Consider the following 24,945-nt stretch of genomic DNA (forward strand, 5'->3'; position numbering starts at 1 on the left):
GCAACGTGACCGTGATCTAAGTCTCAAAAATGGCGGAATTTCAGCCTTTTGCAACTTAGTTCACGGTCACGAAAGTGTCAGAGTCCGCAGAGGCCGGGCGTGTTTGTGGAGCCCGTGGCCTCCGGTGCGGAGTCCGGATTTTCCGGTGGGGAGTCCGGGCCTTTGGCGCGGGGTTACTCCTCGGCGGGGGCCAGCGCCTTGACGGCGACGTCGAGATCGTTGGTGGCGGCGCGCAGATCGTTCGCGTATGTCTTGATTTCCTCGGTCGCGGCCTCGATGTCCTTGGCCGAACCGTCCGTCGGACACGCCGGCATCTCGCCCAAGGCGTCGACGGCCTCCTGCGCGGCTTCCAGATCCGTGAGCGCGGCCTCGTCGGCGCCGTCCAGATCGAGCGCATCGGCCTGCTCCTGCACGGCGGCCAGCGAATTCTGATGCACTTCGATCGCGGCGGCGTTGCGTTCGCACACTGACAGGGCCTCTTCGGTGTTGCCTCCGCCCCGGTTCATCATCAGGAACGCCGCAATCGCGGCGATGACGACCACGACGACCACGATGGCGCCGATGATCAGCGGGGTTTTGGACTTCGCACCATTCGATTGTGTCGATTCGGCGGGGGTCTTCTTCTCTGCTTCGGTCATGGGATTACTCCTATGGTATGCAATCGGTATGCATTGGTTATGCATTGGTTGTTTGCCGAAGCGAGTATACGCTGACCGCTGACGTTCCAAGGATTGCACGCCGGTATGTGTGTCGCGCCCGAAGGTGAGATATGCAATCCGGTGCATAACGATATGCGATGTCGCGGGCGGAGACAGCAATGTTCATTCGTATCGTACGGGGGTACTTGGGGCGGAAACGCCGAAGACGGGAACGCCAAAATACGAGCGACAAATGAGGCACCGGAAACGGGACACTAGGATGAGACACCGGGAACGAGACATTAGAATGAGACACCGGGAACGGGACACCGAGGAAGCCCGAACCCGATGGGTTGTCAGCACCCTTTGCGCACGGTCGAACGGAAGGCTGACCGCGGTACGCAACGAGGATGACATCCCCGTTGCTCAAAACTGGCCTATCGGACGGATGGCCCGCTCACGCGTAGATGTTGCGCGGGCGCATGTCCTCGGGCAGGCCGTTGAGCAGCGTGCTGACCGAACCGGATTCGAACACGGAGCGGATGCCGGCGGCCAGCAGCGGCGCCACGGATAGCACGGTCATATTCGGCAGGCGCTTGCTCTCGGGCACCGGCACGGTGTCCATGAGTACGATCTCGCGCGCGCCGCACTGGCTCAGGCGTTCCACGGCCGGACCGGAGAGCAGGCCGTGCGTGGCCACCAGGGTCACGGAGGCTGCTCCGGCGTTGTTCAGGGTACGCACGGCCTCGCAGATGGTGCCGGCGGTATCGATCATGTCGTCCACCACCACGCAGTCGCGGCCGGCCACATCGCCGATGATGCCGTGCGCTTCCGCGCAGTTCGGGCGCGTGGTGTCACGGGTCTTGTGGATGAAGGCCAGCGGCAATCCACCGAGCTTGGCGGCCCACTGCTCGGAGACCTTGATGCGGCCCGCATCGGGGGAGACGATGGTGGTGTTCTCCAGCGGCAGGTGGCCGCGGACGTAGTCGAGCAGCACCGGCATGGCGGTGAGATGGTCGACGGGACCGTTGAAGAAGCCCTGCTCCTGCGCGGCGTGCAGGTCCACGGTCATGATGCGGTCAGCTCCGGCGGTGCGGAACAGATCGAAGATCAGGCGGGCGGTGATCGGCTCACGACCCTGATGCTTCTTGTCCTGGCGGGAGTAGCCCATGAACGGGCAGACGGCCGTGATGGAGCGGGCGGAGGCGCGTTTGAGCGCGTCGATCATGATGAGCTGCTCCATCACCCACGTGTTGATCGGTTCGGTGTGCGACTGCATCACGAACACGTCGGCGCCGCGCACCGGCTCGGTGAAGCGGATGTACATCTCGCCGTTCGCAAAGTCGTAGGCGGTGGTTTCGAGCACGGTGGTGCCCAGGTATTTGGCGGTTTCCTCGGCTTGTTCGGGGTAGGCGCGTCCCGTCACCAGCGCCAGTCGCTTATCCGGTGTGCCTTCGAGAATCGCCGACATGTTCCGCCTTTCTCCGTAGCCTCTATGTGGCCTGTGCGGTTGCGCGACCCAGTCTGACATATATGTTCTGGCGTCGCCGCGTTACAACCGTATCCAATATACAGGCAACCCGTCACCCAGGAGCGGATGGCGGGTTGCCTCGCATCGACGGCGACGAACTGTTGCCGCGACGCCGATGGCGCGAATGGCACCGAACCGGCGTCGCTTGGATTAGTTCATCTCGGTGATGGTCACCTTATCGCCGTCGATTTCGAACGAACCGTACACGTAGAACGAGCAGTCGTAGTCGTCCGGCTCCCAACTGTCGTCGTACTTCTGGCGCTCGAAGGTCACCGTGGCCTCGCCGTAGGAGTCGGTCGTGAACGAGTTGTCGTAGAGGCTGACGTAATCGACCGTGGGGATGTCGGTGAGGGTCCACGCGAAGTTGCGGTAACTGTCACTGTCGGCACCCCAGAAATAGAACGGGCAACCTTCCGGTTCGCCTTCGGTGGAGGCTGCGCAGGCCTGCAACTGTGCATCGAGCTCATCCTGGATTGCCTGAACGAGTGCGTCGGTTGCCTCGACGCTCGTGTAGGCATAGGTAGAGCCGTTCGTGCTTACGGTGGTCGGTCCGTCGCCGGATTCGGTGATGAACTCGGTTTCCGTGACCGCGATGCGGTAGGTGCCCGGATAGACCTTGAACACCAGATCCGAGCCGAAGGAGCCGCTGACGGCGTTCTCCTCACCGACCTCAACGCCGTTGATGGTCAATCCCGGTGTGGCGGCATCGGTGGAGACCGTGATCTCCTTGAGCAGCGGCGTGGTGACGGTCCAGTCGCGGAAGATCAGGAACTGCGAGCCGGACGGTGCCATGGTGAAGGTGTCGTTCACCGGTTCGCCGCCGATGGTGTAGGTCACGTTCACGAGCTTGGAGCCGTCCGCGCTGTCGGTGATACCGGTGACTCGGGCGTTGGTGATGGTTGCGTTCTCGGTCTGCGCGGCCTTGTTCGTCAGCAGCAGACGCTGGTCCTGGTCGAGCTGCGGGTCGGCGATGTTGTTCGCCTCCTCGTAGTCGCCGCTGGACAGCGCCGCCACGTAGCGGTCGGCGACAGACTGGGGGCTGAACACCGTGGCATTCAGCACCGCATAGGCGATGCCAAGCACGGCGATCACGCCTACCACAACCGCGCCGATGATGATGCCGGTCTTCTGCTTGGCAGTCAGCGGCTTACCCTTCGGCGCAGCCGGAGCGGCCGGCGGTATGACGGGCGGCATCTGCGCAGTGGCGGACGTGGTGGGCGGCACCTGATCGGTGGGCGCCGGCATGGCGGCAGCTGTCGGAATCTGCTGTGTCGGCGTTGTCTGCTGCGCAGGTGTTACCGGAATCGGTTGCGTCGCGTTGGCGGCATTGGGGGTATCCGGCCCCGTCGGGGCGGACATCGGAACAGCAGTCGGGGGCTGCCATGTCTGCGTTGTGGCTGCCGGCGTGGTTCTGACGGAATCGACAGAAGCCTGTTCCGAGGCGGTATCGAATCCGGACGGCTGCTGCGCTGGCTGCTGCGCCGGCTGCTGCGCGGCGTTGGCCTTCTTCGGCGAGCAGGCCGCCACATAATCCGCCACGTTCTGAGGCGTCTGCTGCACGGTGCCACCTACGAACACCTTCCATAGGCCCCGCATGGAAGTCACCAGAGTCGGACCGAAGGTCAGTGCAACCACCTCAACCAGGAAGGCCCAGATGGCCGCCACCAGGAAGAACCACATGGCCGGGCCGAACGCCGCCGAGAACGAGCCCTGGGTCGAAACCGAAGCCGTGACGTTCATGGATGCGACGGCGAAATCAATCACCAGCCAAGCGACCAATGCCGCGACCGGCGACTTCCAGGAATGCTTCCACTCGGCGTAGGCGCGGTCATACATGTTGCGGGCGGCGGCACGCAGCGCGATGTACAGTGTGGCGACGATGAACACGACTACGAGTGCCACGAACACCCAGCGCGCATTCCCCATGCCGGAGGCGAATACCGAAATGCCGGTAGACTGCTGGCCGGTGATCGTTACATCCAACGATCCGAGAGCGCCGATGACGAAGGTGGCGATCGGCAGGAACGGGAACAGGAAGAAGACCAGCGCCAACGCGGACGGATCCTTGCCGGAGATGGCCATGGCAATCAGTGCAATGACGCCGATGACGGTGAACACCACAGCGTACACCATGACGGACTCCGCAATGGTGCGCACGAAGCCACGCGTGCGGTGCATCCAACGCCAGGCGGCGATGAACACGTTGCTGGAATCAGGGGCGAACTGGGCCAGCGCGTAGCCGGCCAGTGCGCCGAGTCCCGCGATGAGGAACGTCATCAGGAAGGTTCGGAAGGTCGCACCCACCAACGAGGCGGAAGCGCCGTATCCTCCGCTGGCCACACTGAGGCTGAGCGGGAAGACCGCACCCAGCACCAGATACAGGATGGAGGTCACCAGGCCGACGGCCGCGGCGCTGATTGCGCCGGTCCACGCGAACCGGATGCCGGATTTCCGGGCGAACCAGTAGGCGCCGAACGCCGCGCCGACCATCAGGGCGACGCCGGACAGCCCAACGGGCATGGACAGGGAGGCATTCGCCAGTGAATCCAGAGAGATTCCCGCGGCGGACGCGCTCAGGGAGAACGCGCCGGAGACTCCCATAATCAGCGACATGACCAGCAGCTGGAAGAAATTCAGGCCGGAAACCATCGAACCGAGGTCGCCCATACCGCTATACGACATGACAGAGGAGAACTGGCCCATGCCGGAGAACGCCTGACTGGAGCCGGCTAGGCAGACAATGGCGCTGATCAGCGCGATGACAACGGCCGACCCCAGGCCGATGCCGAGGGAAACGCCGGCGGTCTGCAACACTGCGGGAGCAGTGAGCTCCTTGACCGTGGCATTGGAGGTAATGGCCTGCGTGTTGATAATCGGTGCCTGGGTCGGCTGAATGGGTGGCACCTGCTGAACAAGTGGCACCGGTCCGGCGGCGGACTGGTCCTGGAAATCGGGGGTCTGCGGTGCCTCCGGCTGTTCGGGCGCGGGTTGATAATTCGTCGGCGTCGGCTCCGCTTGTGCCGGCTCTGCTTGTGCCGGCTCCGCCGGCATCGGTATGGCCATGGTCGGCTGCTCCTGAGCGGGGATTGCCGTTGTCGGAGCGTCGTCGGGAGCCGGCGCCTCTGCGGGTTCATCAAGGGGAGCCTGCGGAGTGGCCGTGGTGTTGTCCCCTGCATTGTCTTCGACTTCGTGCTCGGCGTTCGACGTCGGTGCAAGGGATTCTCCGGCCTCAGCGAATCCGTCGACGGGTGCCGGCGCTGCGTCGGGTGCCGGCACCGCGATGGCTGTCTCGGCCGTCGTCGGTTGCGCTGCTGCCGGCTCGGCTGCCATCGGTTCAGTTACCATCGGCTCGGTCGCCGTCGGTTCCTCGGAAACCGGCTGGGAGGAGTCGGAGAACTGAGGCATGGGCATCGTTGCTTCCACCGCAGGCTCTTCCATATTGGTAGGCGCGGCGGTTGGGGTGGGGAGCGTGGGCATCGGCTGGCCACATTGCGCGCAGAACCTTGCCCCCTCCCTCATTTGCGCTCCACAGTGAGGACAGAACATGATGACTCCCTTCGGGAATGGGTTGTTCTCTTCTTGTATCCCATGCTAGCCACACTTTTCAGGAGACGGTACATATCTACCGACATGAGAGAAGCGGTCTTATACTGGCACCGTCAGCCGGTGGACAATCGGATGAAAGGGGATGCAATGATGCCATGTCAATCCTGCGGCGCTCCCATGGGGGAGCAAGATAAATTCTGCATGCGGTGCGGCGCTGCCAGACAGGAGCCTGCTCGGCCGGCGGCTACGAATCCGTCTACGGTCTGTCCGGCGTGCGGTGCCGCGATTGATGATTCGATGCGCTTCTGCATGCATTGCGGCGCGAAGCTGTTTCCGCTTCCCGCTGCGGTTGCTTCGGCGGTCCCTGTCGAACCTGAACCGCAGCGGAAACGCGGAATGACTAGGGGTGCCGTGGCGGCGATCGTGGCTGTGACTGTGGCGGTTATTGCGATTGCCGCATTCGGCGTCTGGTGGTTCGTGCTGCGCGACGATGCCTCGGCACAGTCCGGTGCCGTCGGAACACCGCTGTCCGGTGAATCATCTGAATCGTCGGACTCAAATGACGCGGGGGATACGGCCGATTCCGGTGACGCCGATGCACGGGGGCACGCTTCGGCGGGGGATGAATCGCGGACAGTTGTCTGCACGGTGCCGGATGCGTCACTGTCGGATGTGAGACTCAGGGGGACCTTGCTGATCGCCAGTGTGGATTTCGAATCGGAATCATGTGAGGACTCTGCATATTCCGCCGCTGGGGTGCAGGTCACGATACAGGATGACGGCAACGTTGTGGCTGCAGCCGTCTACGACTTTGGAGACGCTCCACTGGAATTCGATGACGGAACGGCACAGGCCGATCTGGCATTCACCACGGTGCAGTATTGGCGTCCGTATGATCAGATCGATGCTTCAAACGCGAGCGTTGAACTTATCGAGGATGCTACGGCGTCAGGTGCTTCCGCGGCTGCCGTCGGCGGGGCGCTGGGCGGGGCGAACGTTGCGGACACGGATATCGAACGGTATGCGCAGCTGGCCATGAGCTGGCAGCTTGATCATGATACGACCGCGGCGAACACCTTCTACTCCACGTTTACCACGCAGTTGTCCAGCAAACAGTACGGCATGCAGGTGGAAGGGAAAACCTGGAAGTATCGGGATATCTACGAACAGTTCCTGCAGCGGCGTGCGAAGCATCCGAATGCGCTGTTCATCTGGTCAGGCGACTATCCGACCTACCAGGAGAATGGCACCACGGACTTCTACGTCATTCTGTCGGGCGAAGGATTCGGCAGCGCCGCGGACGCCACCGCATGGTGCCCGGCCAACGGGTACAGCACCGATGACTGCATAGCCGTGGATCTGCAGTAGCGGGTGGCACTCTATGCGGAAGCAGTGCGGGGACGCCGGTATCGGGCATGCCTCAATGTCTGCGCCGCGGGTTATCCTTGCACGGTTGCCCGCAGAGTATCTGCGGATAACGCGTAAACACACTCCTGCCACGGAAGGTCCGTGGCCGAATAGTCCGAAGGAGGTGGGTGATGTCTGCGCATAAGTACGAACTGATGTTCATTGCCGATCCTGAGCTGGATGAGCGCGGTCTGAAGAAGCTGACCGAGCAGTATCTGGAGATCGTCACCAACGAGGGCGGTTCCGTCGAGAATATCGACATCTGGGGCCGTCGCAAGCTCGCCTATGAGATCGCCGGCAAGACCGAGGGCAACTACGTGGTGGTCAACTACACCTGCGAGCCCGCCACGAGCAACGAGCTCGATCGTGTGCTCAACCTCAACGAATCCGTGATCCGTACGAAGATCCTTCGTAAGGACGTCAAGTAAGTCGTCAATACGGCGCAACCAAGCTGGAATATTTAGGTATTAGGTAAGAAGGCACGACATGGCAGGCGAGACCGTCATCACCGTCATCGGTAACCTCACCGCGGACCCCGAGCTGCGCACCATCGGCAGCGGTGCTTCCGTGGCGAGCTTCACCATCGCCTCGACCCCGCGCACGTTCAACCGGCAGTCCGGACAGTGGGAGGACGGGCAGGCGCTCTTTATGCGCTGCTCGGCCTGGCGTGAGCTCGCCGACCACTGCGCCCAGTCGCTGACCAAGGGCATGCGCGTCATCGCACAGGGCCGTCTGCAGCAGCGTTCGTATCAGGCGAACGATGGCACCAACCGCACCGTCGTGGAGATGCAGGTCGACGAGATCGGCCCGTCGCTGCGTTACGCCACCGCCCAGGTCACCCGTCAGAGCTCCGGCTTCTCGGGCGGCAATCGCGGCGGATTCGGCGGAGGCAACAACGGCGGATTCCAGAACAACGGTGGGTATCAGGGCGGTGCCGGGTACTCCGGCGGAGCCTCCTACCAGAGCGGTGGGTACCAGGGTGGTGCCTCTTCGGCACCCATGGCCGCACAGTCCGGTCCGGCCGTCGATCCGTGGAGCGATGCCGGTTCCGGCTCCTCCTTCTCGTCATTCGGGGGCACGACCGATTTCGGTGGCGACTCCGAGGAACCCGAGTTCTAAACCGTACCTTTCCAATACGCATCATTGCGCTGAATCAGTTGTAAGGAGAACATCACAATGTCACGCAAGAGGCCGCAGCCGCCGGTCAAGCCGTTCAAGAAGAAGCCGAACCCGCTGAAGGCTGCCAAGGTTACCGAGATCGATTACAAGGACGTTGCGCTGCTGCGCAAGTTCATCTCCGATCGCGGCAAGATCCGTTCCCGTCGTATCACCGGTGTCACCGTGCAGGAGCAGCGCGAGATCTCGAAGGCCATCAAGAACGCCCGCGAGATGGCTCTGCTGCCGTACGCCACTTCGGGTCGCTGATCTGGATTAGGAGGATTGCATCATGGCTGAAACCAAGGTTATTCTCACCCAGACCGTCTCCAACCTCGGCCAGTCCGGTGACGTGGTCACCGTCAAGGCCGGCTACGCGCGCAACTACCTGATCCCGCAGGGCATGGCCTTCGCGTGGACCAAGGGTGCCGCCGCCCAGATCGAGGCCATGCGCCGCGCCCGTCTGGCCAAGGCCGTCGCCACCCGCGAGGATGCCGTCGCCGCCAAGGCCGCCATCGAGGGCACGACCGTTGAGATCGCCGCCAAGGTGTCCGAGTCCGGCAAGCTGTTCGGTGGCATCTCCGCCGACGCGATCGCCAAGGCTCTGGCCGACAAGGCTGCCGTCGATCCGAAGGCCATCGAGGTCGAGGTCATCAAGACCACCGGCGAGTTCCCCGCCACCGTGGCTCTGCACCCGGAGATCACCGCTTCCTTCACCGTGAAGGTTGTGGCTGAGTAACACCGGTCACCAGGCTGAAACGAGTCTGAGCTTAAGCATTCGACCCCGCCGTTCGCCGCCTTTGGGCGGTGTGCGGCGGGGTTTTGCTGTTTTCTCCGGGCTGGAAACAGGCGCGACACGCCGAAGCTTGCGAGTCGGTGAATTCTGAGTATAGTAATCACTCGGCTCAAGAAAACAGATGAGCCGCTGAGCAAGCCCCTTTAGCTCAGTTGGTTAGAGCAGCTGACTCTTAATCAGCGTGTCCAGGGTTCGAATCCCTGAGGGGGCACCCGCAAGGTCCCGACCGTTCGCGGTCGGGACCTTTTCGTATTCATGTACCATACGAGCCCTGGGCTCTCGTCCAACATGAGTATGAGCAACGTGCGGGCGATGGATTGGAGCGTCTATGAGCAGACTTGTGGATTGGCTGGTGCGGGAGCGCAGCGAACGGGTGTCTCATGGGTTGTACTACAACACGCAGATCGCCATGGGGTACAATTCGAACCACATGGAGGGCTCCACGCTGACCCCGGAGCAGACGGCCCAGCTGTTCACTACCGGTTCGGTGCTGGCGGATGGGCCGGATGACATCATCCGCGCCGATGACGTCATCGAGATGGGCAATCACTTCCGCATGTTTGACTGGATGCTTGATCATGTCGACGATCCGGTTGATAAGACCATGGTCTGCACGATGCAGTCGATCCTGAAACGTGGCACCAGCCAGGAATCGAATCCGGACAGGAATATCGGCGGATACAAGATTCTGCCGAATGTGATCAGTGAGATCGAACAGATCCATACCGTTCTCCCCGCTGACGTGCCGGCCGCCATGAATGTGGTCTACGAGCTATACCGGAATCTTACGGATGACCCCTATGCGATCGCGAAGGCCCACTGGATGTTCGAATCCACGCACCCGTTGTCGGACGGCAACGGTCGCATCGGCAGGATGATCATGTTCAAGGAACTGCTGCGTATCGATACGGTGCCGGTTGTGGTTCGCGACTCGCAGAAGCTGCTGTACTATCGCGGTCTGCGTAACTTTTCTGGTGAGCCTGGCTATCTGGTCGATACGCTGCTGTCCGAGCGCGATTACTATCGGGACCGATTCATCGAGCAACTTGCCCCCGGCCGCATCGAGTACACGTATGTGGACACCTGGGATCGGACTCCCATCGAGCGGCGTCATACTGCGCAGCCGGCGCATAACCCCTTCGTCAAGGATCACTGGGATACCGTTGATGTGTACCAGCGGGTTGACCCGTCTTCCATCGAGCCGGATGCCGCCTGACGGCCAGGTTGTGCCTCGTACAGCGGGCGAGGTAAGGTAATCGATGTTCTTTAGGCGCCGAACGAAGTCTCGTCGCCTGTAATACGAGAGTATCGAGAGAAGACAAGGGATCCGCATGGAATACTCGCTCTTTACCAAATTGGCAGCCGAATTCATCGGCACGGCCGTCCTCATGGTGTTCGGCAACGGCGCCGTGGCGAACGTGGAACTGAAAAACACCAAGGGCCATCATGCCGGCTGGCTGACCATCGCCATGGGCTATGGCTTCGGCGTCATGTTCCCCGTGCTCATGTTCGGCGGCGTCTCCGGCGCGCACATCAACCCGGCCATGACGCTGGCCCAGGCCATCAACGGCATGTTCCCCTGGGACGAAGTGCTCCCGTATATCATCGCCCAGCTGCTCGGTGCGCTTGTGGGCCAGCTGATCGTGTTCGTGACCTATTACCCGCACTATCGCGACACCGAGGAGGCGGAGGCCATCTTCGGCACCTTCAGCACCACCGACGCCTATAACTCGAAGGTCAACTACTTCGTCAACGAGTTCTTCGGCACGCTGATGCTCGTGCTCGGCGCGCTGTGCTGCCTGAGCCTGCCGTGGGGTGCTGCGAATCCGGCCGCCGCGTCGATTGTGGTCGGCTTCATCGTGTGGGGTCTGGTGACCTCGATGGGTGGCCCGACCGGCCCCGGCCTGAACCCCGCTCGCGACCTGATGCCGCGACTGCTGCACCAGCTGCTGCCGATCCCGCACAAGGGCTCCTCGCGTTGGGGCGAGGCCTGGATTCCGGTGGTCGCCCCGATCCTGGGCGCGATCGTCGGCGCGTGGCTGTTCTGCATGCTGTTCGCCTGATCGAACAGATTCCTGTTATGGTGGCCTGGCGGGGCTGCCGTGTCCAACGTGCAATGCACATCCGGCGCGGCATCCCCGCCAGGCAATATAATTTCCGAGGAGGTGTATGGCGTGAACGCTGACAAGCTCACAAACGGAGGCAACAAGTCCAACGGCAAGCCCGGTAGCGGCAAGCCCGGTTCCAACGCCAGCACCGTTATTCGAGCTATCCGCGATTGGTTCGCCGGCGCCCTGCATGTGCTGGCCCATAAGGTGTGGCCCGCCGTCCGCTCCTTCACAACCCGTATGGTCGGCGCCATCGGTCGTGCCCTGCGATGGGGAGCGGCCCAGCTGGGGCCGATAGCAGTCCGTGCGGCTGGGGCCATCCGTTCCGCCGCGATCCGCGCGGCCGGCGCCATCGCTCGCGCTGCTCGACACCTCGTCTCGTTGGGATCTCAAGTGATCGGGGACCTGCGCCCGTCGGCCACGTCCGCGGACCCCGCAGCCACGTCCGACGGTGCGACGTCCGATGGTGTGATGTCCGCCGGTAATGCCAAGTCGTCTGCTGCCAACAACGCCGCTAAATCATCCGCCGGCACGGCGCACGTCTACCTGGTCCGCCGCATCGTGGTCTTCGGTTCGGCCGCGCTGATCGTTCTCGCCATAGCACTCGGCATCGTATTCGGCGTACACGCCCTGGTCGGCAACGGCGGCGCCGGTGCCGACGATGCCGGATCTTCAACGCAGTCGCAGGCCGCCGGTGGCGCGGGCGACCACGGCTCCGGTTCCGGCAAGGACGGAGCCTCCGGCAAGGACACCGCCGCGGAATCGCAGTCGGATAACACGGACGGCAAGGACAACGCAGACAACAAGAACAACGAGGGCTCCTCCGACCAGCAGTCCACTCCCGAACCGCTGAGTGCCGACGAGCGCTCCGCCATCCTCGCCAAAGCCGAGCAAACCGCATCCGAAAGCGGCAACGGGCTCATCACGTACACGTATTGCGTCGCCTCCAAAGGCGATGTCGGCGACCTGACCGAGTTCGCCAACACGGTCTTCTCCACCCTCAACGACCCCCGTGGCTGGCCCCGCGCCGGCGCCGTCTTCCAGGAAGCCGACGGTACCGACCCCAACGCCTGCAGCATGACCCTCACTCTGGCCGCCGCCGACCAGATGACGTCGTTCTCCACCGAATGCAGCGACGAGTACAGCTGCCGCGTCGGCAACGACGTGATCATCAACATCGACCGCTGGAACAACGCCACCGAGGGCTGGCGCAACGCCGGCGGCACCGTGGAACGCTACCGTACGATGGTCATCAACCACGAGGTCGGCCATCGCCTGGGGCACCTCGACAACGAACTGACCTGCCCCGCCGTCAACCAACCCGCCCCGCTCATGCAGCAGCAGTCGATGGACCTGCTCGGCTGCGTGCCCAACGAATGGCCGTTGGACGAGGAATTGTGGGTGAGCGAGTGAGCGCCGCCCCCGTAACCGGCCGCCTGGCCCCCTCGCCGACGGGTCGCATGCATCTGGGCAATGCGTATGCGGCGCTCGCCGCCTGGCTGGGCGTGCGGGCCACGGGGGGGCCGTGTGCTGCTGCGCATCGAGGACATCGACGCCCCGCGCGTGGTCAAGGACGCGGACCGTTGGATTATGGACGATCTGACGTGGCTCGGTCTGGACTGGGATGGCGAGCCGGTCTACCAGTCGCAGCGGCTGGATGCGTATGAGGAGGCGCTGCGGCGGCTGCGGGAACAGGGGCTGGTGTACCCGTGCTTCTGCTCGCGCGCGGACATCCGCGCCGCATCCGCGCCGAATGAGGGCGACGGGTTCCTGATCTACCCGGGCACATGCCGCAGGCTGCCTGCGGCGGAGCGGGAGTCGCGCGTGGCCCGAGGTGATCGGCATTCCTGGCGTCTGGCCGTGCCGGATGCATATGCGGACCCGGACCCTGCCTCCTGTGCGGCCCCGGACCCTGACACATCCGTCATGTCGGAACACGCGGACTCTGACATATCTCGTGTGGACCGCGCTGCGTGCGATGCGCCGACCGAGGGATTGCCGCGCGTGGTATGTTTCGACGATCGCGTGTTCGGGCCGCAACGTTTCGATCTGCCGCGGCAGTTGGGCGACGTGGTGGTGCGTCGTTCCGACGGGTTGTTCGCCTACCAGCTGGCGGTGAGCGTGGATGACATGGCGATGGGCGTCACGCAGATTGTGCGCGGGCGCGACCTGCTGCGGTCCACGGCGATTCAGTTGTATGTGCGGCGATGCTTGGGGGCGACCGATACGCCGGAGTTCGCGCACCTGCCGTTGATCGATGCGGCCGATGGCCGACGGATGGCGAAGCGGCTGAACTCGCTGGATTTGGGGGCGATGCGCGAGCGTGGCGACGACCCGCGTGCCGTGGTCGGCTACTGCGCGTGGCTGCTGCGATTGGTGGGCGAGCCGCGGCCGATGACGCCGCAGGAGCTGCTGCCGTTGTTCTCCTGGGAAGCGGTGGCAGCGGATACCGCCGACCGCGTGGCGGATGGTGGGTCGCTGTTCCGCTGAGCTCTCGTGTGGCGCGGTCGGGACACGCCCGGTCTGTACGGACTCTGACACTTTGTGACCGTGATCTAAGTCTCAGAACGGCGGATTATAGCCATTCCTGAACTTGTGTCACAGTCGTGTTGCATCAGAGTCCGTAGAGGCCGGGTGAACTGGCCTGGTTTTTGTTCCGTCCTTACAGTGAGGCGGCTTGTGCCGTCTGGTGTTCATAGTACTCGTTCTCGACCTGCTGTGGTGTCTTGTGATCCAGGGAAGCGTGCAGCCGCTTCGTGTTCCACCACGAGACCCACTGGAACGTGGCCAGTTCCAGCTCGCCCAGAGTACGGAACGGCTTGCTGCGCCAGACGAGCTTGGTCTTGTACGCGCCGTTGACGCTCTCGGCCATGGCGTTGTCGTACGAGTCGCCGACCGTGCCGGTGGACGGGAGCATCCCGTACTCCGGAACGCGCGTGGTGCACACCGTGCCGATGTACCGCGCACCGTGATCGCCGTGGCGCACGAGTCCCTGCGTGCCGCCGTGCCTCGACGCCCGGGAGATCGCCTGCCCCGACGCCTGCAGGGGCGGTTCCCGCGTGCCCATGCCCGTGGCGCACGCCCATCCGACGATGCTGCGCGCGTACACGTCGGTGACGAACGCCGTATACGCGAACCGGCCGTCGGCCATGCGCGCGTAGGTGATGTCGGCTACGTGCAGCCGGTTCGGCGCGCACGCCCGGAACCTGCGCTCCACGAGGTCGGGCCTGCCGCCCGTGCCCTTGGCGGGACGCGTGGTCACGGGCGCGCGTCCGCGGCACCGCCGGCCTGGTTGCGCCAGCGGCGCAGTGTCTCGGGAGCCACGCCCAGGTTCCCGGCGACCTGTGCCAGGGCTCGTGTCCCGGATGAATGCGAGTCCCGTGACTCCGCCAGCAGCCCGACGGCCCTCTCCCGGAACTCCGGTGTATAACGCACGCCCTTGCCCATGATTCCATCAACTCCCATCGAGTCAGGGGAAACACGGAACAAAAAACAGGTCATATCAGGGAACCACGGGAACGAGGTGCGAACATGGCTCAGCATAAAGGCTCGCTGGGAGGCGGCGTCTTCAGCATCCGCGAGGTCGAGTATCTGGAATCCCTGCCGGCCGTGGATCGTGTGCGCAGCGGTCGCATCGTCTACAATGACGCCTTCAAGCGCGACTGCATCCGTCGGTACCGTAACGGCGAATCGCCCGCCGAGATCTTCCGTAGCGCGGGCCTCGACTCCGCACTGATCGGCTACAAGCGGATCGAGCGCAGCATCGCCCGCTGGAAGGCCGCCCTGGGCGACGACGGTGCCCCCGCCCACGGTCCCCTCGCCCTTCATCGTTGCAACCGGCAGCCGCTGGAACCCGTCGCAGCGCCGTCGTCTCAATTCCGTGTCCGCCCATCCGGACCGTCGCTACCGGTATGTCGACGACACTGCCGACACCGTGTCCATCGGCCCGTCCGAATCGCGGCAGCCGAGCGTGCCCGAGCCGGACCCGCGCAACCTCATCATCGCCCAGCAGGCCCGCCGCATCCCGGAACTCGAAATCGAAATCAGCGAACTGAAACGCGCGCGCCACGACGCGGCCGAAAACGTTATAGGGGGGGGGGTATTCTATCTTGCCCTGTTCCGGTTCCGAGGCAGCGGCGGGGGTATCGGGGGATCCTCGATTGGCGCAAACCGTCTGACGGTTGGCACTATGCTTGCAGTCGAAGGACGACCGCCACGTCGCGTCATATACGGGGGAAGCGGGGTGCGACGCGTCGGAACACGTTCGGTCTGGAAGGAGCGGTATGCGCGGCTCACATCACAGGAGGAACGCCGACATCCGGCGGCGCGCGTCGCATGATCGCGGCGACGTCGCCAAGATAGGGGGAATTGACGGGGACCACGCCGCGGGAACGTCGGCATCGGGGGAGTTCGTGCCGACGCCGTTCATGGAAGCGATTGATATATCCGATCTGGTGAAGCGGCAGCGCAGCCTGCGCCGGTCGATGTGGGGGCTGCGGATCCTGTCGGCGCTGCTGCTCGTGCTGGCGCTGTGCGTGATCGGATACCCGATGGTGCTGCAATACCAGTCGGATGTGCGGCTGGCACACACCACGTCGGCCGCGGCGGAACGTGTGGCGGGCTGGCCATACCCGCAGGCCGAGGAATCGCTGGCCGCCGCCCGGGCATACAATGAACGGCTCGCCGCGTCGGGCCAGCCGATCCTGGGCGAGGCGCACGACCCGTTCTCCGCCGAATCGGGCGGCTCGCGCGCCGCGGGCGAGGACTCCGCATCCGCGCAGGACGAGGAATACCAGTCGCTGTTGGACGCGGGCGGCGGCGTGATGGGGGCGATCCGCATCCCGGAGATTTCGGTGGACCTGCCGATCTACCACGGCACCTCGGAGTCGGCGCTGGCCTCGGGCGCGGGGCACCTGTACGGGTCGAGCCTGCCGGTCGGCGGCGCATCCACCCACTCGGTGATCACCGGGCATCGAGGTCTGGTGGAAGCCATGATGTTCACCCGACTCGATGAGATGAAGGTCGGCGACTACTTCTACATCGATGTGATGGGCGAGACGTTGGGCTACCGGGTCGACCGGATCGAGGTCATCGAGCCCGACGACACCTCGCGGCTGAAAATCGTGGAGGGCGAGGACCGGGTCACGCTGATGACCTGCACCCCGTACGGCGTGAACACGCACCGACTGCTCGTTTCCGGCGTTCGGGCGGCGATTCCGGGCGATATCCCGCCCATCGAGGAAGCGCCGCATGACCCGCGTGTGGCCGCGGCGATCGCCGTATCCGGCACGTTGCTGCCGTTGCTGATCCTGGTTGCGTTCTTGCGGCGGGGGCCGTGGAACCCGATGCGGCACGGGGCGCGCTGGCCGAAGCACTGGTAGATTTCGGGTTTCGGGTGATGCGCTTCCAAATGGACAACGGGCGACGGGGCGACGGGTGTTGACGTGGTCCTGTTGACCTGGTCCCATTGACCTGGTCCGCCGGCGGACTACGATGGACTGGGAATCGTGGCGGAACGCAGAACGCGAATCGGCGGGGAGCTGGCTATGGCTGCATATATGGAACACAAGGATCTGGCGAACGAGTCGATCGGCCCGGAGCGGACGCGGCAGATTACGGACGGGGTGCATCGGGTGCTCGACCGCATCGCGTCGGCCGAACGCGCCGCCGGGCGCGAAGCCGGATCCGTGCGGCTGCTCGCGGCCACCAAAACCCGCGACGTCGGGGAGATCGTGGCGGCAATCGACGCCGGCGTGCGGATGATAGGGGAGAACCGGCCGCAGGAGGTTGTAGCCAAGGTCGAGGGCTTGCGGCGGCTGTGCCGGGAGCGCGGATATGCGTTGGGCGCGGACGGCGGTGACGCGGCTGACGGCGGCGCGTCGGCCGTGGCCGGGCATATTCCGTTCCATCTCATTGGACAGTTGCAATCGAACAAGATCAACAAGGTCCTGCCGGTTGTGGACACCATCGAATCGGTCGATTCCGTCGAACTCGCGGAGAAGATTGCACGGCGGGCGGTGGCCGCCGGAATCACCGTCGGCGTGCTGCTTGAGGTCAACGAATCCGGCGAAGCCTCCAAATCCGGGTGCGATCCGGCGCTCGCGCTCGATATCGCTCGGCGGATCGGCGCGATGGGCGGCGTGGAGCTGCAGGGGCTTATGACCATCGGCGCGCATGTGGATGATGAGCGGGTTATCCGGGCCGGATTCGCGCATCTGCGACGGTTGCGCGAGCAGATCCTGGCCTCCGGGGACCCCGGAACGGGGCATTGCCTTGAGCTTTCGATGGGCATGACGCAGGATATGGAACTGGCTATTGCGGAAGGATCGACCATCGTGCGTGTGGGCACGGCCATCTTCGGCGAGCGTGCGTTCAAGTGAGGCAGGCGCATGGCCTAGACTGTGAAGCATGAGAATCGCACGTTTTTCGCATGATGATGTTCCGCAGTATGCCTTTGTGCAGTATGACGAGGCCGAGGAGAAGGATTACCTGGTGGCGCTCGACGGGTATCCGCTCGGCGGCTCGCGCGTGAACCCGACCGGCGAGCGGTATGCGCTGGATGCTGACGGCATCCGGCTGCTGGCGCCGATCATCCCCTCGAAGATCTACGGGCTGGCCAAGAACTATGAGGCGCATGCGCAGTTCATGCATGAGGCCGGGCATTCGGAGATCGCCCATGCTCCCGAGGACATGATGATTTTCATGAAGCCGTCCACCTCGGTCATCGGGCCGGATGACCCGATTGTCATGCCGGGCGCTTCGCATGACATGAACTATGAGCCGGAGGTGGCGGTGGTGATTGGGCGGATCGCCAAGAACGTGCCGGTGGAGCGGGCCATGGACTATGTGCTGGGGTTCACCTGCACCAATGACGTGACGCTGCGCGACCTGCAGAAGCTCGATCCGATGTGGACGCGCGCCAAGGGGTTCGACACGGCTTGCCCGTTGGGCCCGTGGATTCAGACCGAGCTCAACTGGCGGGATGCGCGGATTTCGTTCAGCCTCAATGGTGAGGACGTGCCCGAGGCCAGCGGCACCACGGCCAACCTGATTCACGGCATCCCCGAGCAGATCGCCGCCATCTCCAGCTATGCCACGTTGCTGCCCGGCGACGTGATCCTGACCGGCACCCCGCACGCCTCAGGCTCATTGAAGCCGGGCGATGAGGCGGTTGTGCATGTGGAGGGCATCGGCTCGCTGAGGAATGTGGTGGTTCAGGGCTGAGCTTCAGTTCGCACTACTTCGGGGTTTTAATTCGGAGGGCTTGATTTTCCTTGCAAGAGAATTTCAACGCCGAGGTAGTGCGACCACAGGTTGGTTATTCAGCTTTAATTTGCTGGCCTTTTTGTAGTAGTTTTTCATAAAGGTTCGTCGGTCTCCAAAGAACTTTGTATCGGTGCTAGTTGCTTCGTGGAGGTTGAATTTCAAAGCGGTAAGCTCTAGCGTGCACAATAAATCAGCGGTTTGTGCAAGTCGGTAATCGTTCGGCGAGCTTTTTCTGTAGAATGTGGCTTCTTTTGCGATTGCAAATTCCACGGCTTCGTGAATGGCTTTGTTGACAATGGCCTGCCCGGAGTCATAGTAGATTTTGATCCTGTCGAAACGCTGCAGCCACGCGAGGTTACGAATGAGAAGATTCATGATGTCACGCTTCATGCGAAGGCGTAGCTGGTTTGGGGAGTTGAAGTCACTTTTTCTATATACGAGACATGTGTAGGTGATGGGAAGACGCGGGAGCGTTGAGAGGAATGCGAGAAGCAGCTGCTTACGTATCCGAGGTTCGAGAACGGCATATGCGTCGTGTCCGTTGAGAAGCGGTGAGGTGTGTAGCGGTATGTCTGGAAGATTCCGGGCATGCAACGATTGCTCGTATCGATGAATGAACTCACCGATGGGACGTGACTGATCGTGAAAGACGATTGCGAGCAGATAGTATTTGGATTCGCGGCCTTGCTCGCCACTCTCGTCAAGAAAGATACTGCATTCCCGCATCCCCTTCGCCCTTTCCCCCGAAAAGTGAAGTGCCGGGGGATATCCCCCGGCGTCTTGGAGCCCCGTTCTAGAAACAGGACATGCTAAGTATATCAAGCGCAGAAGTTTTACTTCCTCGGGGTGTCGAAACTGTGGAACTTGAAGGATGGACATGGTGTATGCGGAGGTGATGCTTCGATACGAGGTGTCGGGAGGTTTAGCGTGTGTCTTTCCGAGTGGTAAAGGATTGCCTGGATGGTGGAAACTTGAGTCAACTTCACTCAAGTTTTGGGAATAGAATAGGGGCATGGTCGGTTGACCATATCAGACAGCGGGAATCGCGCCCGAAGACGGCCCGGCAGCAAGCCGCGGCGGGGCGCGACGCATGGAGGATGATATGGAACAGAAGTTCACGACGATGGCCCAGGAGGCGATCGGCGACGCGATTCAGAGCGCGTCCGCCGCGGGCAACGCGCAGGTCGAGACCCTGCATCTGATGGATGCGCTGCTCCGCCAGGAGAACGGCGTGGTCCCCGGCCTGATCCAGGCCGCCGGCGGCGATCGCCAGCGCATCGGGGCTGAGATTCGCAACGCGCTGGTCGCGTTGCCGAGCGCCAGCGGTTCGAGCACCGCGCAGCCGCAGGCCAGCCGTCAGCTGACCGCCGCGCTCGCGCAGGCCGAGAAGGAAATGCAGGCGATGGGCGACGAATACGTCTCCACCGAACACCTGCTCATCGGCATCGCCGCGGCCACCCCGAACCAGAGCGCCGACATCCTCAAGCGCAACGGCATCACCCCCGAGGCGCTGCGCAAGGCCGTGCCCGGCGTGCGCGGCGGTGCGAAGGTCACGAGCCCGGACGCCGAAGGCAACTACAAGGCGTTGGAGAAGTACTCCACCGATCTGACCGCGCAGGCGCGCGACGGCAAACTCGACCCGGTGATCGGCCGCGATCAGGAGATTCGCCGCGTCATCCAGATCCTGAGCCGGCGCACCAAAAACAACCCGGTGCTGATCGGCGAGCCCGGCGTCGGCAAAACCGCCGTCGTGGAAGGCCTGGCGCAGCGCATCGTGGCCGGCGACGTGCCGAGCACCCTGCAGAACAAGAAGTTGATCTCCCTGGACCTGGGCTCCATGGTGGCCGGCTCCAAGTACCGCGGCGAATTCGAGGAGCGCCTCAAGAGCGTGCTCAACGAGATCAAGAACGCGAACGGCCAGATCATCACGTTCATCGACGAGATCCATACGATCGTCGGTGCGGGAGCGGCCGAGGGTTCGATGGACGCCGGCAACATGTTGAAGCCCATGCTGGCGCGCGGCGAACTCCGCCTGATCGGCGCCACCACGCTCGACGAATACCGCGAGAACGTGGAGAAGGATCCGGCGCTGGAACGCCGCTTCCAGCAGGTGTATGTGGGCGAGCCGTCCGTCGAGGACACGATTGCCATCCTGCGTGGTCTGAAGCAGCGGTACGAGGCGCACCACAAGGTCACGATCGGCGACGACGCGCTGGTCGCCGCCGCCACGCTGTCGAACCGGTACATCTCCGGCCGCCAGCTGCCGGACAAGGCCATCGACCTGGTCGACGAGGCGGCCGCGCATCTGCGCATGGAGCTCGACTCGCAGCCCGAGGAGATCGACGAGCTGCAGCGCAAGGTGACGCGTCTCGAGATGGAGGAGATGCAGCTGAAGAAGGCCGAGGACCCCGCGTCCAAGGAGCGTCTGGGCAAGCTGCAGGCCGAACTGGCCAACACGCGCGAGAAGCTGAGCGGCCTGACCGCCCGTTGGGACGCGGAGAAGGCCGGCCACAACAAGGTCGGCGACCTGCGCGCCCAGCTCGACGCCAAGCGCGTGGAGGCCGACAAGGCCGCCCGTGAGGGCGACCTGGAGAAGGCCAGCCGCATCCTGTACGGTGAGATCCCCGCCATCCAGAAGGAGCTCGCCGCCGCCGAACGCGCCGCCGACGAGGCGGACGCGGCCGAGAACGCCGACGAGCCGATGGTGCCCGACCATGTGGACGCCGATTCCGTGGCGGAGATCGTCTCCGACTGGACCGGCATCCCCGTCGGCCGCCTCATGCAGGGCGAGAACGAGAAGCTCCTGAACATGGAGGAGTACCTCGGCAAGCGCGTCATCGGCCAGAAGGAGGCCATCCAGGCCGTGTCCGACGCGGTGCGCCGTTCGCGCGCCGGCATCGCCGACCCGAACCGCCCGACCGGCTCGTTCCTGTTCCTCGGCCCCACCGGTGTGGGCAAGACCGAGCTCGCCAAGGCGCTCGCCGACTTCCTGTTCGACGATGAGAAGGCCATGGTGCGCATCGATATGAGCGAGTACATGGAGAAGTCCTCCGTGTCCCGCCTGATCGGCGCGGCGCCGGGCTACATCGGGTATGAGGAGGGCGGTCAGCTGACCGAGGCCGTGCGTCGCCGCCCGTATTCGGTGGTGCTGTTCGACGAGGTGGAGAAGGCGAACCCGGAGGTCTTCGACGTGCTCCTGCAGGTGCTCGACGACGGTCGTCTGACCGATGGTCAGGGCCGCACCGTGGACTTCAGGAACACGATCCTGATCATGACCTCGAACCTGGGCTCGCAGTTCCTGGTCCAGCCCGATCTGGACGAGGACGCCAAGCGCAAGGCCGTGATGGATGCCGTGCACATGCAGTTCAAGCCGGAGTTCGTCAACCGTCTGGACGAGCTGGTGATCTTCCACCCGCTGACGCGCGAGGAACTCGGCGGCATCGTCGACATCCAGGTGGCGCAGGTCGCGGCCCGGCTGACCGAACGCCGCATCACGCTCGACGTGACGGATTCGGCGCGCGAATGGTTGGCCAACACCGGCTACGACCCGGCGTACGGTGCCCGCCCGCTGCGTCGCCTCGTGCAGAGCGAGGTCGGCGACCAGCTGGCGCGCATGCTGCTGGGCGGTCGCGTGCACGATGGCGACACGGTGCTGGTGGATCACACCGGCGGCGAGCATCTGGAGCTCTCCGCCTGGGCGAGCGACCGACTCGTCGATGACGGCGTGACCGTGGAAGGCGTTGCCGAGGACTGATGCGGTAGTCCCCGGTCCGTTCCGATCCGTCGAATCGGGGGCTATACGCATGGTGTCCATGCCGGTAGCCCTCGGTTCGTTCCGGATCTGTCCGCTTTGGCCTCGGCCCCTTTACTGCGGCCGGGGCCTTTTGGTTGTCGCTGTTGTCTCGGCTTGCACGACGATTGGTGAATCGTGCCCGGTGTTTCGCTCACGCCCGTTCCCTCGTCCACGCCTGCCGCTTCAATAGAACATATGTTCGATTCTGCGGTGATGCCACTGGTTATGGTGGCGATGGTGGTGGTCGGTGCGGCGCTGGGGGCGTTCGCCGGCTTTGTGCTGGGGCGCGCCAAAGGTCAGGAGCAGGCTCGCGCCGTCAAGTCCAGTGAGCTGGATCAGGTGAAGGGGGAGTTGGAATCGGCCCGGCATGAGATTGCTTCGCTGTCCACGCAGTCGGCGGAGTACCGTGCGCAGGCCGATGGTCTGAACCAGCAGCTGTCGTTCGTCAAGTCGCAGTTGGCCCAGGCGCAGCAGGCCGAGCAGGTCCGAATGCAGCATGAGAAGGACCGTGCCGCGGCGGAGGCCGAGCGCAGACGGTCCGAACAGGCGCAGGCCTTGAACGAACAGGGCAAGGTGCTGTCGGCGTTGGCCCCGGTGCAGAAGAATCTGGATGCCCTGCAGCAGAAGGTCGCCCAGATTGAGGAGGGGCGCAAGCAGGAGTTGGGCGCGCTGAGCGAACAGCTGCGCGGCCTGGGCGAGCAGCAGGCCCGGTTGGATAAGGAGACCAGCACACTGTCGGCCGCGTTGCGAAACAACAAGGTGCGTGGAGCGTGGGGCGAGGCGCAGCTGCGCAATATCGTGGAATCGGCCGGCCTGCTGGAGCATGTGGATTTCGATACGCAGGTGGTGGTCACCGATTCGGACGGCCACATCCAGCGCCCCGATATGGTGGTGCATCTGCCCGGCGGCAAATCGATTCCGATCGACGCCAAGGTGCCGTATGCGGATTACCAGCGTGCCTGTGAGATCCCGGAGACCGCTTCCGCCGAGGACTTGGCCCGCCGCAACGAGCTGCTCAAGGCCCATGCCAAGGCGTTGCGCGACCATGTGAAGACGCTGGGGGATAAGGCATATTGGCAGGCGTTCGATACGGCGCCCGACTTCGTGGTGGCGTTCATTCCGAATGAGGCGTTGCTCCAGGCGGCGCTGGAGGCGGATCCCACGCTGATGGACGATGCCTTCGCCCGCAAGGTGGCGCTCACCTCGCCGGTCACACTCTGGGCGGTGCTCAAGTCCGTGGCGTATGCGTGGCGGCAGCAGGGACTGACGGATGACGCCAAGCAGCTGTTCGACCTGTCGCGTGAGCTCTATAGTCGCTTCGTGACCTTGGGCGACCATGCCAACAAGCTCGGCACGGCCATCACCCGCACCGTGGGCGCCTACAACCAGTTCGCTTCGTCGTTGGAATCGCGTGTGCTCGTCACCGCGCGCAAACTGCAGGCGGTCGATGGCAGCAAGATCATCGCACAGGTGGGAATGCTCGATGCGGAGAAGACCAACATCCGTGAACTCACCGCCCCGGAGGTCACGCAATAGCCCGGAATCGGTTTGGCGGCACTCGGCGATAGGCTGGACGTATGACCGAAGAGACCATGAACACCGCCTCCACCTCCATCGACGAGGCGACATTCGCCATGATGACGCCGTACGACCAGATGAAGACGCTGCTGCGCGCCGAGATGGCAGACAAACCCTTCAGCGAGCTGTTCTCCGTGACCTTCGATCATCGAGGGGCCGCAGTGGTGGGTCATCTCCTGCTCGACACCTTGGAGGAGCAGGGGTATTCGATCGATGATTTCGATGCCGTCGGCGCCCTGACCGCAGCCGCCGTGCCGCTGGTTGGTGCGATGGTGCAGGCGGCCGCCTCCCGCGGCGAGGACCTGGACGGTTTCGTGATGGACTTCGTCTACCCGTCCGTCAAGGGGCCGAGCATTGCGAATAAGCGCGTCATCCTTCTGGATTCCTGGCTGTCCGAGAAATCGTATGTGCAGACCTCGTCTCTGGTCACCCTGCGTAACGGCAACGAACTGAGCCTGGACTTCGGCGTCGTCGAGGCGCAGAACGCGCAGGTCGTCGCCATCGCCTCCCTGATCGGCGGCGTTGACATGACCGAACCGACCATCACCGTCGTCAATCCGGTCAACGGTGAATCGCACGCCCTGCCGTTCATCGAGATCTTCCACGAATCCGATCTCAAGGCGTGATTTCATGCACGAGCCGAATCCCATCTCCTTGGCCGCCAAGGCCTCCGGCGAACCCACCTTCCGTGAGATCGGCGTGGGGCCATGGGCGCAGGTCCATCCGGGCGAGCCGCGTCCGGACGACCCCCAGTCGCCCAACTACGACGCCCGGTATGATGGCGAGCTACTGGACGAAGGCGACCGGCGCAACGTGCTCGACCGGTACCGCTACTGGACTGTCGACGCCATCAAGGCCGACCTGGATGCGCGGGGCCGCCACGGGTTCGAGGTGGCGGTGGAGAATTGGACGCACGATTTCAACATCGGCTCGATGGTGCGTACCGCCAACGCATTCGCCGCGCGGCGTGTGCATATCGTCGGCCCGCACAAGTGGAATCGCAAGGGCGCGTTGATGACCGAGCTGTACCAGCACGTCGAATACCATCCGTCGATCGACGAACTGATCACCGGCTGGCGCGCCGGCATCGCCGCCGAGATAGCCGATTGCGAGGTCCAACTCGCACA

The 24,945-nt window shown here is 63.6% G+C and carries 19 protein-coding genes, 1 tRNA gene and 4 pseudogenes; 17 read left to right on the top strand and 7 right to left on the bottom strand.

Going from position 1 to position 24,945, the window contains the following annotated elements:
- Nucleotides 1-173: 173 nt before the first annotated feature.
- The 4 genes and pseudogenes from BIGA_RS03935 to BIGA_RS10100 all read right to left on the bottom strand — a co-directional run.
- Nucleotides 174-638, bottom strand: coding sequence for a hypothetical protein (locus BIGA_RS03935; protein ID WP_033507819.1), 465 nt, complete (start codon nucleotides 636-638; stop codon nucleotides 174-176).
- 457 nt (nucleotides 639-1,095) lie between these two features.
- Nucleotides 1,096-2,109: a ribose-phosphate diphosphokinase gene (locus BIGA_RS03940; RefSeq protein ID WP_033507818.1), complete on the bottom strand. Its 1,014-nt coding sequence runs from the start codon at nucleotides 2,107-2,109 to the stop codon at nucleotides 1,096-1,098.
- A gap of 210 nt (nucleotides 2,110-2,319) precedes the next feature.
- On the bottom strand, nucleotides 2,320-5,580 hold the full coding sequence (locus BIGA_RS03945) for a heme utilization protein (RefSeq protein ID WP_237744044.1): 3,261 nt from the start codon (nucleotides 5,578-5,580) through the stop codon (nucleotides 2,320-2,322).
- Nucleotides 5,581-5,652: 72 nt separating this feature from the next.
- Nucleotides 5,653-5,715: pseudogene (locus tag BIGA_RS10100) on the bottom strand (zinc-ribbon domain-containing protein); the annotation flags it as partial.
- A gap of 150 nt (nucleotides 5,716-5,865) precedes the next feature.
- Here BIGA_RS10100 and BIGA_RS09220 point away from each other — a divergent pair.
- From BIGA_RS09220 to gluQRS, 10 genes and pseudogenes are all read left to right on the top strand, one after another.
- Nucleotides 5,866-7,083: a zinc ribbon domain-containing protein gene (locus BIGA_RS09220; protein WP_272944570.1), complete on the top strand. Its 1,218-nt coding sequence runs from the start codon at nucleotides 5,866-5,868 to the stop codon at nucleotides 7,081-7,083.
- A 170-nt stretch (nucleotides 7,084-7,253) separates the two neighbouring features.
- Nucleotides 7,254-7,550: a 30S ribosomal protein S6 gene (gene rpsF / locus BIGA_RS03955; RefSeq protein WP_033507816.1), complete on the top strand. Its 297-nt coding sequence runs from the start codon at nucleotides 7,254-7,256 to the stop codon at nucleotides 7,548-7,550.
- A 58-nt stretch (nucleotides 7,551-7,608) separates the two neighbouring features.
- A complete protein-coding gene (locus BIGA_RS03960; protein ID WP_033507815.1) occupies nucleotides 7,609-8,241 on the top strand; it encodes a single-stranded DNA-binding protein in 633 nt (210 codons plus the stop codon).
- Nucleotides 8,242-8,298: 57 nt separating this feature from the next.
- A complete protein-coding gene (gene rpsR / locus BIGA_RS03965; protein ID WP_003810112.1) occupies nucleotides 8,299-8,547 on the top strand; it encodes a 30S ribosomal protein S18 in 249 nt (82 codons plus the stop codon).
- Between the two features lie 22 nt (nucleotides 8,548-8,569).
- Complete coding sequence (gene rplI, locus BIGA_RS03970; RefSeq protein WP_033507813.1) at nucleotides 8,570-9,016, top strand: 50S ribosomal protein L9; 447 nt, start codon at nucleotides 8,570-8,572, stop codon at nucleotides 9,014-9,016.
- A gap of 194 nt (nucleotides 9,017-9,210) precedes the next feature.
- Nucleotides 9,211-9,284 (top strand) — tRNA-Lys (locus BIGA_RS03975).
- 117 nt (nucleotides 9,285-9,401) lie between these two features.
- A complete protein-coding gene (locus tag BIGA_RS03980) occupies nucleotides 9,402-10,289 on the top strand; it encodes a Fic family protein (RefSeq protein WP_033507812.1) in 888 nt (295 codons plus the stop codon).
- A 115-nt stretch (nucleotides 10,290-10,404) separates the two neighbouring features.
- Nucleotides 10,405-11,136 (top strand): MIP/aquaporin family protein, encoded by a 732-nt coding sequence (locus BIGA_RS03985; RefSeq protein ID WP_033507811.1) that lies wholly within the window; start codon nucleotides 10,405-10,407, stop codon nucleotides 11,134-11,136.
- 111 nt (nucleotides 11,137-11,247) lie between these two features.
- A complete protein-coding gene (locus tag BIGA_RS03990) occupies nucleotides 11,248-12,594 on the top strand; it encodes a DUF3152 domain-containing protein (protein ID WP_237744046.1) in 1,347 nt (448 codons plus the stop codon).
- Nucleotides 12,595-12,641: 47 nt separating this feature from the next.
- Nucleotides 12,642-13,671 (top strand): annotated as a pseudogene (gluQRS, locus tag BIGA_RS03995) (tRNA glutamyl-Q(34) synthetase GluQRS).
- Nucleotides 13,672-13,874: 203 nt separating this feature from the next.
- Here the strand turns inward: gluQRS and BIGA_RS04000 are convergent.
- Nucleotides 13,875-14,458: pseudogene (locus tag BIGA_RS04000) on the bottom strand (DDE-type integrase/transposase/recombinase); the annotation flags it as partial.
- Nucleotides 14,440-15,009, bottom strand: coding sequence for a transposase (locus BIGA_RS10105; protein ID WP_051917070.1), 570 nt, complete (start codon nucleotides 15,007-15,009; stop codon nucleotides 14,440-14,442). The gene BIGA_RS10105 and the pseudogene BIGA_RS04000, both read right to left, overlap by 19 nt.
- A gap of 599 nt (nucleotides 15,010-15,608) precedes the next feature.
- Between BIGA_RS10105 and BIGA_RS04010 the strand changes: the two genes are divergently transcribed.
- From BIGA_RS04010 to BIGA_RS04020, 3 genes are all read left to right on the top strand, one after another.
- Nucleotides 15,609-16,562: a class C sortase gene (locus tag BIGA_RS04010; RefSeq protein ID WP_051917086.1), complete on the top strand. Its 954-nt coding sequence runs from the start codon at nucleotides 15,609-15,611 to the stop codon at nucleotides 16,560-16,562.
- A gap of 165 nt (nucleotides 16,563-16,727) precedes the next feature.
- On the top strand, nucleotides 16,728-17,561 hold the full coding sequence (locus BIGA_RS04015) for a YggS family pyridoxal phosphate-dependent enzyme (RefSeq protein WP_033507151.1): 834 nt from the start codon (nucleotides 16,728-16,730) through the stop codon (nucleotides 17,559-17,561).
- Nucleotides 17,562-17,589: 28 nt separating this feature from the next.
- Entirely contained in the window at nucleotides 17,590-18,405 is an 816-nt protein-coding gene (locus BIGA_RS04020; RefSeq protein ID WP_033507153.1) for a fumarylacetoacetate hydrolase family protein, read from the top strand.
- A gap of 63 nt (nucleotides 18,406-18,468) precedes the next feature.
- Here the strand turns inward: BIGA_RS04020 and BIGA_RS10050 are convergent, their stop codons facing one another.
- Nucleotides 18,469-19,461 (bottom strand): DUF3800 domain-containing protein, encoded by a 993-nt coding sequence (locus BIGA_RS10050; RefSeq protein ID WP_337588868.1) that lies wholly within the window; start codon nucleotides 19,459-19,461, stop codon nucleotides 18,469-18,471.
- A gap of 88 nt (nucleotides 19,462-19,549) precedes the next feature.
- On the opposite strand from BIGA_RS10050, the gene clpB reads away from it, so the two are divergent.
- The 4 genes and pseudogenes from clpB to BIGA_RS10110 all read left to right on the top strand — a co-directional run.
- Nucleotides 19,550-22,201 carry an ATP-dependent chaperone ClpB gene (clpB, locus tag BIGA_RS04030; protein WP_033507157.1) on the top strand — a complete coding sequence of 884 codons (2,652 nt, stop codon included), beginning with the start codon at nucleotides 19,550-19,552 and terminating at the stop codon, nucleotides 22,199-22,201.
- 234 nt (nucleotides 22,202-22,435) lie between these two features.
- Nucleotides 22,436-23,776: a DNA recombination protein RmuC gene (rmuC, locus tag BIGA_RS04035; protein WP_033507159.1), complete on the top strand. Its 1,341-nt coding sequence runs from the start codon at nucleotides 22,436-22,438 to the stop codon at nucleotides 23,774-23,776.
- Between the two features lie 98 nt (nucleotides 23,777-23,874).
- The gene (locus BIGA_RS04040) at nucleotides 23,875-24,444 is read left to right on the top strand and encodes a type I phosphoribosyltransferase (RefSeq protein WP_394295741.1); all 570 of its coding nucleotides are present in this window, start codon (nucleotides 23,875-23,877) and stop codon (nucleotides 24,442-24,444) included.
- Between the two features lie 4 nt (nucleotides 24,445-24,448).
- Nucleotides 24,449-24,926, top strand: a pseudogene (locus tag BIGA_RS10110) (TrmH family RNA methyltransferase); the annotation flags it as partial.
- Nucleotides 24,927-24,945 lie beyond the last annotated feature (19 nt).

This window comes from Bifidobacterium pullorum subsp. gallinarum (genome assembly GCF_000741215.1).
In the GTDB taxonomy this organism is placed as follows: Bacteria; Actinomycetota; Actinomycetes; order Actinomycetales; family Bifidobacteriaceae; genus Bifidobacterium; species Bifidobacterium pullorum_B.

Excerpts from the sequence above, each read along its gene's own strand:
- BIGA_RS04040 (WP_394295741.1), top strand. The coding sequence starts at position 23,875 with ATGATGACGCCGTACGACCAGATGAAGACGCTGCTGCGCGCCGAGATG.
- rmuC (WP_033507159.1), top strand. The coding sequence starts at position 22,436 with ATGTTCGATTCTGCGGTGATGCCACTGGTTATGGTGGCGATGGTGGTG.
- BIGA_RS09220 (WP_272944570.1), top strand. The coding sequence starts at position 5,866 with ATGCCATGTCAATCCTGCGGCGCTCCCATGGGGGAGCAAGATAAATTC.
- BIGA_RS03985 (WP_033507811.1), top strand. The coding sequence starts at position 10,405 with ATGGAATACTCGCTCTTTACCAAATTGGCAGCCGAATTCATCGGCACG.
- BIGA_RS10105 (WP_051917070.1), bottom strand. The coding sequence starts at position 15,009 with ATGAAGGGCGAGGGGACCGTGGGCGGGGGCACCGTCGTCGCCCAGGGC.
- clpB (WP_033507157.1), top strand. The coding sequence starts at position 19,550 with ATGGAACAGAAGTTCACGACGATGGCCCAGGAGGCGATCGGCGACGCG.
- BIGA_RS10050 (WP_337588868.1), bottom strand. The coding sequence starts at position 19,461 with ATGCCCCTATTCTATTCCCAAAACTTGAGTGAAGTTGACTCAAGTTTC.
- BIGA_RS04020 (WP_033507153.1), top strand. The coding sequence starts at position 17,590 with ATGAGAATCGCACGTTTTTCGCATGATGATGTTCCGCAGTATGCCTTT.
- BIGA_RS03980 (WP_033507812.1), top strand. The coding sequence starts at position 9,402 with ATGAGCAGACTTGTGGATTGGCTGGTGCGGGAGCGCAGCGAACGGGTG.
- BIGA_RS03940 (WP_033507818.1), bottom strand. The coding sequence starts at position 2,109 with ATGTCGGCGATTCTCGAAGGCACACCGGATAAGCGACTGGCGCTGGTG.
- rplI (WP_033507813.1), top strand. The coding sequence starts at position 8,570 with ATGGCTGAAACCAAGGTTATTCTCACCCAGACCGTCTCCAACCTCGGC.
- BIGA_RS03935 (WP_033507819.1), bottom strand. The coding sequence starts at position 638 with ATGACCGAAGCAGAGAAGAAGACCCCCGCCGAATCGACACAATCGAAT.
- BIGA_RS04010 (WP_051917086.1), top strand. The coding sequence starts at position 15,609 with ATGGAAGCGATTGATATATCCGATCTGGTGAAGCGGCAGCGCAGCCTG.
- BIGA_RS03945 (WP_237744044.1), bottom strand. The coding sequence starts at position 5,580 with ATGCCCATGCCTCAGTTCTCCGACTCCTCCCAGCCGGTTTCCGAGGAA.
- BIGA_RS03960 (WP_033507815.1), top strand. The coding sequence starts at position 7,609 with ATGGCAGGCGAGACCGTCATCACCGTCATCGGTAACCTCACCGCGGAC.
- rpsR (WP_003810112.1), top strand. The coding sequence starts at position 8,299 with ATGTCACGCAAGAGGCCGCAGCCGCCGGTCAAGCCGTTCAAGAAGAAG.
- BIGA_RS04015 (WP_033507151.1), top strand. The coding sequence starts at position 16,728 with ATGGCTGCATATATGGAACACAAGGATCTGGCGAACGAGTCGATCGGC.
- rpsF (WP_033507816.1), top strand. The coding sequence starts at position 7,254 with ATGTCTGCGCATAAGTACGAACTGATGTTCATTGCCGATCCTGAGCTG.